Genomic DNA, 12,868 nt, shown 5'->3' on the forward strand with positions numbered 1-12,868 from the left:
TAAAACCGGTATTAAAGCAATGAAAATATATAACTTCACTAAAGTAGCAGCAGTGGCGGCATTATTGTCCTTCACTGCTTGTGAAAACTCTCTACTGGAGCAAGAGCCAGTAGATTTGATCACCAACGATCGTGCAATTGAGGAAGTTGACGATTTGGACGGAGCAATTTTGGGTGCTTATAGTAGTGCTCAGGTAACCAACTTCTATGGTAACCTATTGTTGAATTCTATCGCCTTGATGAGTGATGAGGGAGACCACACTGGTACGTTTCCTACGAACCAGGAAATGGATGTAAACAACGTATTGGCAGCGAATGTGACTATGCGTAATATTTGGAACCAAGGATTTAAAGTGGTATTCAATGCGAATAGTGTTATTGCAGGTGCTGAAGAATTGGAAGAGGCAGAGGCTACAGAAATAGCTCCATATATCGCAGAAGCGAAAGCATTGAGAGCATTGGGCTTATGGCATCTTTCAAACTTATGGGGAGATATTCCTTATCCAGAAACAACATCTTTGGAGGAATTGGGAACTATTTCGAGAACTCCTAGAGCAGAAGTATTAACAAAAATAATCGCAGATCTTGAGGCTGCTCGTGCAGATCTTCCAGCAACTTATGATGATGAGGAAGCTGATAGAACACGTTTCACGCAAGTGACAGTTGATGCATTCTTGGCGAGAGCTTATTTGTATGTAGGTAAGTATGCAGAGGCTGCAGCAAAAGCAACTGCTGTGATTAACTCAGGTAGCTACTCATTGACTGCTGATTATGCAAGTGCTTTTGCAGATGGGTCAACAGAGACTATTATGGAAGTTTATTATGATGTGAGTGATGCTAACCAGTTAGCTTTCCACTTGCTTCCAGCAGACTTGGGTGGTCGTTTTGAGTATGGTCCAAGTGCTGACTTGATTGCTGCATTAGATGCGGAAGCAGGAGATGCTCGTAAAGCGATGTATTTAGAGCATCCAAAAATTGCCAATACATATTATATCAATAAGTATAATGATATCGCACAAGGAACGGACCGTCCGAAAGTGTTCCGTTTGGCAGAGATGTACTTGATCGCTGCTGAGGCAATTGCCCAAAATAGTAATGTAAATGATCAAGCAGTAACGATGTTGAATGCCGTAAGAACTCGCGCAGGACTTGCTGCAAAAACAACAGCTGATTATGCAAACAAAACAGCTTTCTTGAGTGCGGTAGAGCAAGAGCGTTTCAAGGAGTTGGCATTTGAAGGGCACCGTATGTTTGACTTAGTAAGAACAGGTCGTGTAGATGCTGTAATGTCAGCACACAACCCTGCAGGATGGGCTAACACAGATATTGTATGGCCAATTCCTCAACAGGACAAAGACCTAAACCCTAACTTGGGACAAAACGACGGTTATTAATTCCTTACTTTTTGACGACTAATCATTAAGAATAATGAAAAAACTAATCAATAAATTATTCATGGCAGGAGCAATGCTCTCTGCCATGACATTCAACGCTTGTACAGAGCCGGAAAGCAATGTCTTTGAAGGCCCTTATTATGTTCGTTTCTCTACATCAAGTGCTGTAGTTTCAGAAGCAGAGGAAGGGGAGACGATTACGAATAATATCAGTGTTCACTTGGTAGGACCTGCGCAAGCTTCAGACGTAACGGTTGCTTATGAGATCTCAGGATCTGCAGAAAGTGGTTCAGATTATATCTTGGCAAATGCTGGTACTGTAACGATTCCAGCAGGCGAGCATTTTGCAACGATTTCGATCACTACGGTAAACAATGATATTGCAGAGAGTACTGAAACTATTGAGTTGTCATTAACATCCGTAGATGGTGCTAACCTTCGTGTAGGTCAGGATGATAATGGAATGTTGGGGGCTAACTTCACATTGACGATTAATGATGATGACTGTCCAATTGTGATTGCTTCTTCATATACAGTATCATTTACTGATCCATCTTGGGCTGCAGAATATGATCGTGGAAGCGTATCAGTTACTGATAATGGCGATGGAACTTACTCGATTGAGAACGTTTGGGGTGACTTCGTAGCGTTTGCGACAGGAGAGGCTTCTTACGAAGGTTCTTTCCCTTACCCGATTACTTTTACCGTAGATGCTTCAGGAAATGTAACAGTTCCTGCTGTTGACGGTGACTGGAAAGGTGGTGGTGCTGGTAAAGTTGATGCTTGTAATGGTGTGATTACTATTGTACTGCAGGAGACATTATTTGGTAGTGCTTTCCCTGTGACAGTAGTATTGTCAGAGTAATCAGAAGATTATTGACTGATATAATTATAAAAAAACCTTCAGGCGATAAGTCTGAAGGTTTTTTTATAACAAATTTTTATTGAGCAGTAGTACTTAAGATTTGATCGCAATACATACTGAGTTGCTTAATTCCCGCTAAGGATTTAAGGTCTAGTTGCTGTAACTTGATATATTTATTTAGTGCAACTTTGTGCTCTGGAAAAAGCTTTAGAAATCTCTTTTTAGAGAATTTTACGGCTTCTTGATTATAAACAAGGTATAGGTCAGAAGTTAAGGCAAACTGATCTTTCTTGTTGGCGTCTACAGAGTGATAGGTGTTGTCTCTAGGGGCCTTGATAATATAGGTACGCCAGTGCGTTCCTAAAGTGAGGTGTGTTCCTTGGAAATGTAATTCTAGATAAGAATTGTGATTGAATTTATCATCTTCATTCGTGACCAATTGATTTTGGAACAACTTCTCCCCTTCAGTGGTGAGGATGGAAAACTCCTTAACATCTTTGGCGGCAAGCATTAGTTCTTGTCCGTTTTGTTTGACAATAATTTGGTCGTGGTAGGTATGGTATTTTATTTCAACATTTTCTACTAGGTTTTTTTCTTTATAGAGAATATTTCCTTTGGACCAATTGTCCATGAAATAAGGGCTTCCTTCTGTTTTTATTTCTTTTTTAGAAGTGCGAATAACACTTCCATGAAAAGCATTGCGTAGGTTATCGGTTTTTGATGCATTATTGCTTGGTGCTGATTGTGCGTAAATTTGTGTACTGTTCAAAAATGCAATTGAAAAAATTACGACACTTAAAGAAAGTAGTTTCATAGAAATTTAAATAGATTTAATAATTGATTGTGAGCTTTTTTAAGATAATTATTTTTTGGACTAAAAAATAATAACAACATAGAGGTCAATTTAGTTAATCGTATTATTTTTGAGCTACTTTAGTGCTCTTTTTTTACTAGAAAAAATCCACATAAAATGAAAACTATACTAACTATAGCAATGTTTCTTTTGCTGTCTGTATCTACAGTGATAGGGCAACAAGTAGTCAATGAGCAAGGGCATATCGAATGTCACGGAGGGCCCGTTGCCTTTGAAGAACCTAAGGATGTTATTTACGAAACCTTTTACTCTTCTAACTATAATCCTAATGCACGTTTGGCTGAAAATAGTGGAGCGGTATTTAAGGTTAATTATGCTGGTTTCTCGGAAGAGGCTCGACAGGCCTTTCAGGCTGCCGTAGATATTTGGGCAGCAACGTTACAGTCCGATGTTGAAATTGTAGTCAATGCGATATGGCAAGATTCTGGAAACCCGAGTAACTTGGGATTTGCTCGTCCCGGCGCTTACCGCAGGGATTTTGAGGGGGCGCCTTTAACAGGCACACAATACCCTATTGCTTTGGCGGAGAAGTTGGCTAGGAAGCCCTTAAATAAGGAAGGAGAAGCAGATGTCTATTGTAGCTTCAATAGTAGTCGTAATGATTGGTATTTCGGAACGGATGGTGCAACACCGAATAATCAGTTTGATTTGGTTGCAGTGGTATCGCATGAACTAGGGCACGCACTAGGTTTCACAGGATCATTCTTTGTGAATGGCTCAGAAGGACAGTGGGGGAATAGTGGAGCGCCGAATGTTTTTGACCGTTACGTAGTTAACTCAAAAGAAGAATCCTTATTGGATACGTCTCTTTTTCCGAACAACTCTGATGTATTGGCAAGACAACTGACAAGTGAAGGAGTGTTTTTTGATAGTGAATTAGGAAAGGAGGGAAACGGAGGTGCACTGCCTAAGTTGTATGCCCCTTCTCCTTATCGATCGGGATCTAGTATTTCGCACCTGGATGAGAATACATATAGTGGCAGTGATCTGGGGTTAATGACACCTTTTGCGGCTCCAGGGCCACAAGCGCAGGCTCCGGGAGCAATAACTGAAGGGATGTTTGCCGATATGGGATGGGTATATACGTTTATTGATCATGAGGAAAAGAGAGATGCGGTAGCTTTAACAACACCTTTTGATATTCAGGTAAGCAGTGATAATGGTTATGATGCCTCTTCTGTGACGATGTACTATCGAATAGGTGAGGAAGGAGATTGGAGTATGCAAATGATGGAAGATAAGGGAGAGGGAGAGTTTTCTTATACCTTGGATATTGGAGATATAACCGATGTGACGATACAATATTACTTTGGCTTAACGGATAACTTTGGAAGAGAGATACAAGCTCCTTTTGCCGCTGAAAATAATCCATTTGATGTATATGTTGGAGTAGATGAGATATCTCCTGTATTGACACATGCTAAGTTATTGGAAACATCCGTGTTTGAGAAGCAGATTAGTATACAAGCAAAAGCCACAGATAATAGTGGGGTAGGTCGTGTATATGCAGTCTATAAAGTAGGAGAAACAGGAGAAGAACAGCAGGTAGCCTTGGGACAGGGGGAAGAAGAGGATATTTATGAGGGAGCATTGGACTTGAGTGATTTAGAGGTACAGCAAGGGGATGTGCTTTTTTACCGAGTGGTGACCGAAGATTCTTACACGACACCTAATGTCACGCAATTACCTGCAGAGGGTTTTTATGAGGTGAAGGTTAAAGAGCAGCAAGCCGTTACAGAAGTAGCTGTCAATATAGATAATGAGGATAATTTCTATTTTGAGGGGATGGGAATAGAGCCAGAAAGCAACCGTTTTACATCCTCGGCAATTCATACGCCTCACCCATATAAAAATTCCCAAGTGGCCTTTGATGAATATCTCACTTATTTGGAAGTTCCGGTGATCGTTACATCAGAAAATTTATTGACATTTAATGAGGTTGTACTAACAGAGCCTGCTCAAGATTATGTAGTAGTAGAAGCTTCAAAAGATAATGGAAAAACTTGGCAAGCGATTACTGAGTCGTATGACGCTACTGCTTATCCGGAGTGGGAGGAATTGTATTACAGTAATGTGGTTAATGATAATTCTCTGGCTTTCGGAAACTTCACATATTTCCAAAGAAGGACAATTCAATTGTCAGAGTTTTTCCAAGAAGGAGAGGAGGTTTTTATTCGTTTCAGAATGGTTGTAGGAGCCACGAACACCGCTTGGGGGTGGGTAATTGACGATATTGAAATTACGAATAGTATTACAGCAATTAATACGGAGCGACTAGGAGGAGTAACAATCTATCCGAACCCAGTTCAAGATCAATTACGTATCAATTTTGATAATATATTTACTGGTGAGGTACAGGTATCTGTGATGAACTTGACAGGACAAATACTTTCAGAAAATACCTGGACCAAGACTTCACAAAAAGCACAATATCAAATTGACTTTAGTGGTTATGGAAAAGGAATCTATATAGTACGAGTAAGTGATGGTGAGCGTGTATCTTCCATGAAGATTCTTAAATAGTTTTCTTTCAATTAAAAAAGGGACATTTCGTATATTAAGGTTGAATATTTATCCGTCATATTCCGTATAGTGACGGATTAAAATCCGCCCCTATGTGATGCCACCCTTTCAGGGTTTTATGGTATAATCCCGAAGGGATGACATCACATAGAGGTGGGTTTCAACCCATCTCTTCGCGTAAGAAGTGTGTCGGTTATTTATTCAAACTTAATTAACGAAATGTCCCTTTTTTTAATCCGGCAAATTCATTCCACAACACTGCAGCAAATCATATTCCGCATAAGAAGGTCCCGGCCTTCCTGCAACGGTGACAATCTTATCCAATCGTACTTCTTGTCCGCCGATGGCCAATACCTCTGATTTGTCAGGCAGGGTGCGGATGTCCTCAATGATACCTTGGGCATCCATCATTTCTTTTTTCTCATCAAAGTAGAACACCTTGATGTGTTTCTTGTGTGTGGCGATTTCAGTGAGCTGGTCGTAAAAGTCACATCCCACTGGCAAATACTTGTCTTCCATAGTTGTTAAAGGTAAAAGGTAATAAGTAAAAGGTGAAAGGTGAAAAATAGGTTTATCGGTTATTGCTTATCGTTTAGGATAAAAATAACTTTTTTCACTGTTCACTGTTCACTGTTCACTGTTCACTGTTCACTGTTCACTGTTCACTGTTTACAAAGAGAGGGAGACTCCTCCTCCCAGGCTGATGGCAGAGGTGGTAGAGCGGAAGTTGGTGAAGTTATCTCCACTGATGAAGTCTCCTTTTTCCCATAATTGCAGCAAATTTCCTTGTAGGAATAGATGACTTCTTTTTCCAACAGGGTGACTTACACTCGTACCTACCTGAAGACCATGCCCTCTTTGGTAATCATACGTATAGATAACATCGTTCAGGGAATAAGAGTTAGCAGAAGTGTGTAAAAATCCTCCTAGACAGGAGATTTTTAGGGCGAGTTGTCGATATAAGGGGAGTTGCAAGGTAGGACCTATCATTGCATGTAGGAGACCTCGCTCTGGATTGTATTGCTCGGTGGTGGCTTCTACAGTACCTTCATATAGGTGAGAGGCTCCTAGACTTCCCTCTATTCCCCATCGGTTGTTTAAGAAATAAGCCCCTTCAATAGCTGTTCCTATTCCTTTTTGTGCAGAGGTATAAATGCCGCTTGTTTTTATTCCTATATAATGAGGGAGACGGCTTTCCAGCCAAGGGGCATAGGCTGTGGCTGTAGAAGAATTGCTCCAACGTTCCTTAAGCAATAGATCGAGTAGCCAGTAACTGGTTTCAGTCACCAGTATGCCTATCCCAGCTCCTGTAAGTACGTCAGGTAACCAATGCTTATTATTAAGCATACGCCAGGTAGCGGTGGCCGTAGCCGTACTATAGGCTCCTATACTATACCAGGGGCTGCGATGTCCAAATTCCTTATGCATAAAGGAAGCTGCTAAAAAAGCCCTTGTAGTGTGCCAGGAAGGAAAAGAGTTTTCACCTTTTCCATTGGGACGAACAATACCGGTTTTATCCTTTAATACAGAGACCAATGGAGAGCCCAAGGCATAACTTAGTGCCAGACTGATGGTAGCACGTCCCAAAGAGTTACGACCTTTGACGCCTGCTAGGTTTAAGCCATACACAGCTCCTATCGGAAGGTAGTAAAGACGGTCATCCAAGTGATTTTCAAACTCAGGGAAGTGGTGGTTCCGAATATCCCTGATGTTTTCTCTTTCTGACCATAAGAGGGCTGCACTTCCAAAAAGGGCGGTAGGAATAAGTACAGGGTGTAACTTAGTCTTGCGGGAATGCTTGACCAAGGTACTACTGTCAGATAGTATATATTTTTCCTTACCTGACTTTTGCGCAAAACAGAATGCGCAAAAAGACATGAATATCCCTGCAAGAAGGGTGGGTTTCCATACGTTCATGTTTGTCGTTAGTTTAATGTAGTTGGTTGATTATTAGAAAAGTACCAATATTTTTTGGTTTATTAATAGGAGGGAGGGTTAATATTGTTGAATTGTTGAGGCGGCTTGCGCCGCTGGTTGAGCGCTTCGCTGTTGAGATTCACCTTCGGTGAGTTGAGTTACTTAATGTAGGACTAGAAACAGGTCGTAGCGTTTCGCACGTCATGCAATGATACGACCTGCAACGGGTTTGCACTACTCTTTCTACATCTACCATTTCTTTAAGTTGACGGCATTGTGCCTCACGGCGAGGGTCTATATTATATATTGATGGTGTAGAATACTAATTTTTATAAATAGTGGCTCAACCTTCTTTCCAATCACGATAGTTATTAAATTTCTTCATTCTTCATTCTTCATTCTTCTATATAGGGGCGATCACAAGGGTCGCCCTTCCTTTTATTCGTGTTCTAGCGGCTTGCCAAAGTTCCACCCCAGAATGATTCCCAATGAAATTACGTCATAGATATCTTTATTGACATAGGAGGATTCTACGCTAACTTCCCAGTGATGGGATTCGATAAAGGTATATTCTAAACCGAAGACGGTCACAAAAAGGGTCTCGTGCCGGTCAGATTCAAAACCCACACCGGCCATAATACCCAGCTTTGGAATAGGTTCCCAAAGCCCCATGAGGTTGAGTAGTTGTACATTTTCCCGCTTGACGAGATCATCTTCACGCTCTACTAGAATATTAATAACCTCGAGCTCGTAATGAGTCACGATAGCCCACTTGTGACTAAAGCGGTACTCGTACATCAATCCATAAGTAGGTGCGAGAATAAATTCTTTTTTTTCGGTTTCGGGGTTACGTCCCTCAGGTACCCAGCTACTACCGGCGATAACAGCAATTTTGTGTTTCCGCTTATAATATTTCTCCATATGCGTGTCTTCTTCATGCGTATCTTCATGAGAAGAATGTTGCCCAAGCGCTGTAAGGGAAGTGAATAAACCAAGAAAGCAAAAGAGTACTTTAAGGGTAGAAAATGCCTTTTCCATAGGAATGTGCTGGGTTGAATAAATAATGTTGATTAGGTAATAGAAAATAAAGTATCTATTAATGAGAGGGTTATAAATGACGAATGTTTTTTTCTTAGGAAAGGTATTGCGTAATCTTTGAAAAGTCCTACCTTTGCTCCCGCAAGTCGATGAGATCAGCTCCCTTGACTCCCCCAGGTGCGGAAGCAAGCAAGGGTAATTGGTTGAGCAGGTGCTCCTTCGGCTTGTTTTTTTTTCCCCTATAGTTTCGTAGTGGGATAAAAAACCTTTTTCTCGCAAGAATGGATTATACCGTTTTGGGTTGAAGGATATCTTTCTCTTACAGGGAGAATAATGATAGATTAATACAGGGATGAAAGAGCTAACGCCAATGATTTGGGTTAGCTCTTTTTTTTAAATGAAGAATGAAAAATTAAGAATGAAGAATAGTAGTCCTTATTCTTAATTTTTCATTCTTCATTATTCATTAATATTTTATTTTCACGATATTCTGCAATTCCTCATTACTCAAGTCTCCAATCCACTTCTCTCCGGTATTGACCGTCAGGTTGGCAAGCTCTTTTTTGCTGTGCAGCATGTCATCAATTTTCTCTTCAAAGGTACTTTGTGTGATCAAGCGGTGTACCATGACATTGTTGGTTTGTCCGATACGGTAGGCACGGTCTGTTGCTTGTGCTTCTACGGCAGGGTTCCACCAAAGGTCATAGTGAATGACGTTGCTGGCTGCTGTAAGGTTAAGGCCTGTTCCTCCCGCTTTAAGGGATAGGATAAAGATATTGGTGGCATGGTTACTTTGGAAGTCATCCACCATCTCATCGCGCTGTGCTCTGGACGTACCTCCGTGTAGGAATAAAGGGCGTTTACCGTAGCGTTCTTCAATCCAGTCACTGAGTAAATCTCCCATCTCTCGATACTGTGTAAAGATGAGTGTCTTTTGTCCGTTCTCCTGAATGGCATCCAGCAACTCGAATAGTCGTTGTGCTTTTCCTGAGATTTCCGGATTAGCGTCCCCCTTCTTCATATATTGATAAGGGTGATTACAGATTTGCTTTAAGGACATCATCAGTTTTAGAATCAATCCTTTCCTTTCCACACTTTCCTTTTTCTCTTTCTGAACCTTTTTGAGGATATCGTCCACTACATTTTGGTAAATAGCGGCTTGTTCTGTAGTCAATGGACAGTATTGGTTGTTTTCTACCTTATCCGGAAGGTCCTTGATAATACTCTTGTCAGACTTGACCCTTCTGAGGATAAAAGGCTCTGTGATCTTCATAAACTGCTCCAGCTTCTTGAGGTCACGGTCTTTCTGAATAGGTTTTGCATAATGGGAGGTGAAGTTCCCAAGGGTTCCCAGATAGCCTTTATTGGTAAAGTCCATAATACTCCAGTATTCTGAAAGGCGGTTTTCGACAGGGGTACCACTCATGGCAATTTTCAAGTCAGATTTAATGGCTTTAACTGCTTTGGTTTGGGCAGTCGCCGTATTCTTAATGTTCTGTGCTTCATCAATGACCACACAGTAGAATTTCATCTTCTTAAGAACATCCTTGTCGGTACGGATAACCCCATAGGTAGTAATGATAATATCAACGCCTTTTGGAGGGGCTTTTCGCTGTGATCCGTGGAATATATAGGCCTTTAGTCCCGGAGCAAATTTGGCAATTTCTTTTTCCCAGTTCGTCAACAAACTGGTCGGTACAATGATAAGGGCTTTCTTTTTGTCCAGTAACCCTTCTTCTTTCATTTTAAGTAGGGTAGTGATGACCTGTAAGGTTTTACCCAGCCCCATATCATCGGCAATAAGGCTTCCAAAGCCCAGTCGGGCATTTTTAAACATCCATTCATAGCCTGTTTTCTGATAAGGGCGCAATTGTGCCTTTAGTCCTTTTGGAGGAACAATTTCTTCTATATCCACTAGTCTTCGGACCATTCCTTGCATTTTCTCCGAGATAGCGACGTGAGCACCTTCATATTCTTTACTGAGGGCTGCGTGCATCAGTTCGTGAGTTTTGACTTTTGGAGGGTTTTCAAGTTGCTCCAAAAGCTTTCGGATCTCAGCTTGATCAATCAGTACAAATTGACCCGCAATTTTAACCAAACCCGATGCATTATCGACAGCAGCCTTAAACTCATCCGCAGAAAGTGTCTCATCCCCTACGGCCACTTGCCAGTCAAAGTCCAGCATGTCTTCCAGACTTAACATAGATTCCGCTTCACCGCTACTACTATGATTGCTATCCAGTGAGAGGGTTAATTTTGGGCTCATCAGGTTACGGAGACTCTTTGGCATCATAACATGTATGCCCAGCATCTCAATAATTGGTAGAATCTCTGTGAGAATTACAACCACTTCAAAGGAGTCCATCATTAAGGCTTGACGCCCTTTATCCGCCATCACTTGTTCTAGTGCCGAGAAGTGTTCAGTGAGTAGGTTGAGGTCATGTAATACATCAAACTTGTGTTGGGTGTATTGAGGGTCTTCCAGAAACTTATGCAGGGAGATAGGCTCAGTCGGTACTTCTTGGTCTTCTACAAACACTCTAAGGAAGAAGCGTTCTTCCTCTTCATCGAGCTGTAGGAGAGGAGTATATTTTTTATGTTTTAGGAAGAACTTACCGAGCCATCGGTAAATGGTAATCGGTACTGCTTTCTTACTGGATTCATTAAAAGGAACGGCATAATCCCCAAAGAAACAATCGAAGACGAGCTGGTCAGTTTCTGGAAGGATAACCGTTTGACTTCCTTCAATGATAAAATACTGGATAAAGTAGTGGCAGATAAAGTTAATCGCTTCTGTTGGTTTGAAGAAGCCATTGCCATCACTACTTCTGTTGACCAGCATATCTGGAGGAATAAGGGTTTCCAGTACTTTATAGACTTCCTGTATCTCTGGACTGATATGGGCAGGGATATATCGAATATTGTGTTCCTTATTGGCCGTTTCTATAATCTGTGGAATATAGGCAGAAGAAACCGTAAGCTTGATGGAGAAGAGGTATAGATAATATAAGAGTTGGACTTCATAAGGGTATTGAATTAGTTCTTCTTCCTTTAAGGACTGAATGGTGGCCATAAGGACAGACATATCGAATACCTTGTTTCCTGAAAAACGCTCAAAGTTTTTGTGCGTATAGCAAAGGACCTCGATGATGGTCATATCTGGGTCAATCGCAATTGCAATGGATTCAGCAAATTTTAGTTTTCTATGGTATTCCTCATAATCGTCGTAATCAGGAGACTCTGGCTTTTCTGCTTTTCTACTCGCATTTTTATAGACTTTCTTCAGGACATCCTTAAAGTTTTTGGCCGAAAACAGGGGACTGTCACTTAATAGGCTAAATAGTAGTTCTGATAACTCAGGGATATTGGAGAAGTCGAGCTTTTTAATGTTTTCGGGATAATAGTCATACTCTTCAGGTTCATCGACCGTAAGTTCCGGGAGTTTAGGAATACTGGCAGAGGTTTGTTGGTGGATGGAAATTCCTTTACTCGCTAGAATTTCCGGTAAGTGTATACCATTGAGCTCAAAAATCAGAAAAGGATTTCGATCGATCTCATTGGCTAACACATAAATAATAGAGGCGATGTGCTTGCAGAGTGGTTTTCGATCGGGGCAAGTACAATGGGTGTAAAGGTAGTTCCAGTCCTTGGGAAAAAGGTGGATGTTTGCCTCTTTACATATTTCGAATAACGAATTAGGTAATTGACCTGCAATCAAGAGGGTGACCATATGGTCGTCTTCCATTAGGCGATCAATGATAAACGCACGCTCTTCCTCAGAGATACGGTGCTCTATCTTGAAGGTTTGCTTGAGGTAGGTTCCATGTTTGCTCCGGATACGGGCATAGACCGTGCCGTCCTCTATCTTAATTTCACTGACAGCACCCTTGGAGGCATCCGCTCTCCCTTTTGGCAGTCGCTCTTCCTGATCAATCTCAGAGAGTTCATGCAACCACTGCTGTCCCCACCATGTTCTTCCAAAAGTAATTTTTGCCATCTCAAAATTGGTTTTAAGTCATCGTTTAAAAAGTGTCAGGTTTCTTTTATTCAACGATCCTTATATGATTATGAATATATTTTTTTGTGCCTATGCCGTATAAACCTATAAGTTAATAAACCCTTTTTATTTTTAGTACTAATTAAAAGATTCATACGGGTAATGTTCATCATGTTTGGTTGAACTGTTGAATCGTTGAATTGAGCTTTGCTCGTTGAATCGAGTTGATTTGTTTATTGAGGTATTTCATTCAATCAACAA

8 protein-coding genes and 1 other RNA gene are annotated in these 12,868 nt (G+C 41.0%); 4 read left to right on the plus strand and 5 right to left on the minus strand.

Annotated features, from left to right (window positions below; all coding sequences use genetic code 11):
* The first annotated feature begins 19 nt into the window (after positions 1–19).
* The gene (locus ABD985_RS19500; protein WP_345374729.1) at positions 20–1,393 is read left to right on the plus strand and encodes a RagB/SusD family nutrient uptake outer membrane protein; all 1,374 of its coding nucleotides are present in this window, start codon (positions 20–22) and stop codon (positions 1,391–1,393) included.
* A gap of 34 nt (positions 1,394–1,427) precedes the next feature.
* The gene (locus tag ABD985_RS19505) at positions 1,428–2,258 is read left to right on the plus strand and encodes a Calx-beta domain-containing protein (protein ID WP_345374731.1); all 831 of its coding nucleotides are present in this window, start codon (positions 1,428–1,430) and stop codon (positions 2,256–2,258) included.
* A 76-nt stretch (positions 2,259–2,334) separates the two neighbouring features.
* On the opposite strand, the gene ABD985_RS19510 is transcribed toward ABD985_RS19505, so the two are convergent.
* On the minus strand, positions 2,335–3,072 hold the full coding sequence (locus ABD985_RS19510; protein WP_345374733.1) for a hypothetical protein: 738 nt from the start codon (positions 3,070–3,072) through the stop codon (positions 2,335–2,337).
* Positions 3,073–3,228: 156 nt separating this feature from the next.
* On the opposite strand from ABD985_RS19510, the gene ABD985_RS19515 reads away from it, so the two are divergent.
* Positions 3,229–5,655, plus strand: coding sequence for a T9SS type A sorting domain-containing protein (locus ABD985_RS19515; RefSeq protein ID WP_345374734.1), 2,427 nt, complete (start codon positions 3,229–3,231; stop codon positions 5,653–5,655).
* A gap of 231 nt (positions 5,656–5,886) precedes the next feature.
* Here the strand turns inward: ABD985_RS19515 and ABD985_RS19520 are convergent, their stop codons facing one another.
* The 3 genes from ABD985_RS19520 to ABD985_RS19530 form a co-directional block, all read right to left on the minus strand.
* Positions 5,887–6,174 carry a hypothetical protein gene (locus ABD985_RS19520; protein ID WP_345374736.1) on the minus strand — a complete coding sequence of 96 codons (288 nt, stop codon included), beginning with the start codon at positions 6,172–6,174 and terminating at the stop codon, positions 5,887–5,889.
* A 150-nt stretch (positions 6,175–6,324) separates the two neighbouring features.
* A complete protein-coding gene (locus tag ABD985_RS19525) occupies positions 6,325–7,572 on the minus strand; it encodes a phosphatase PAP2 family protein (RefSeq protein WP_345374738.1) in 1,248 nt (415 codons plus the stop codon).
* Positions 7,573–8,010: 438 nt separating this feature from the next.
* The gene (locus ABD985_RS19530; RefSeq protein ID WP_345374739.1) at positions 8,011–8,610 is read right to left on the minus strand and encodes a hypothetical protein; all 600 of its coding nucleotides are present in this window, start codon (positions 8,608–8,610) and stop codon (positions 8,011–8,013) included.
* A gap of 140 nt (positions 8,611–8,750) precedes the next feature.
* Between ABD985_RS19530 and ffs the strand changes: the two genes are divergently transcribed.
* Positions 8,751–8,842, plus strand: an RNA gene (gene ffs / locus ABD985_RS19535) — signal recognition particle sRNA small type.
* A gap of 234 nt (positions 8,843–9,076) precedes the next feature.
* Here the strand turns inward: ffs and ABD985_RS19540 are convergent.
* Complete coding sequence (locus ABD985_RS19540) at positions 9,077–12,607, minus strand: SNF2-related protein (protein WP_345374740.1); 3,531 nt, start codon at positions 12,605–12,607, stop codon at positions 9,077–9,079.
* Between the last annotated feature and the right edge of the window lie 261 nt (positions 12,608–12,868).

Source organism: Algivirga pacifica, assembly GCF_039543525.1.
Taxonomy (GTDB): domain Bacteria; phylum Bacteroidota; class Bacteroidia; order Cytophagales; family Flammeovirgaceae; genus Algivirga; species Algivirga pacifica.

Bases quoted from the DNA above. Each gene is read 5' to 3' on its own strand.
- ABD985_RS19525 (WP_345374738.1), bottom strand. From the start codon at position 7,572: ATGAACGTATGGAAACCCACCCTTCTTGCAGGGATATTCATGTCTTTT.
- ABD985_RS19510 (WP_345374733.1), bottom strand. From the start codon at position 3,072: ATGAAACTACTTTCTTTAAGTGTCGTAATTTTTTCAATTGCATTTTTG.
- ABD985_RS19505 (WP_345374731.1), top strand. From the start codon at position 1,428: ATGAAAAAACTAATCAATAAATTATTCATGGCAGGAGCAATGCTCTCT.
- ABD985_RS19500 (WP_345374729.1), top strand. From the start codon at position 20: ATGAAAATATATAACTTCACTAAAGTAGCAGCAGTGGCGGCATTATTG.
- ABD985_RS19540 (WP_345374740.1), bottom strand. From the start codon at position 12,607: ATGGCAAAAATTACTTTTGGAAGAACATGGTGGGGACAGCAGTGGTTG.
- ABD985_RS19520 (WP_345374736.1), bottom strand. From the start codon at position 6,174: ATGGAAGACAAGTATTTGCCAGTGGGATGTGACTTTTACGACCAGCTC.
- ABD985_RS19515 (WP_345374734.1), top strand. From the start codon at position 3,229: ATGAAAACTATACTAACTATAGCAATGTTTCTTTTGCTGTCTGTATCT.
- ABD985_RS19530 (WP_345374739.1), bottom strand. From the start codon at position 8,610: ATGGAAAAGGCATTTTCTACCCTTAAAGTACTCTTTTGCTTTCTTGGT.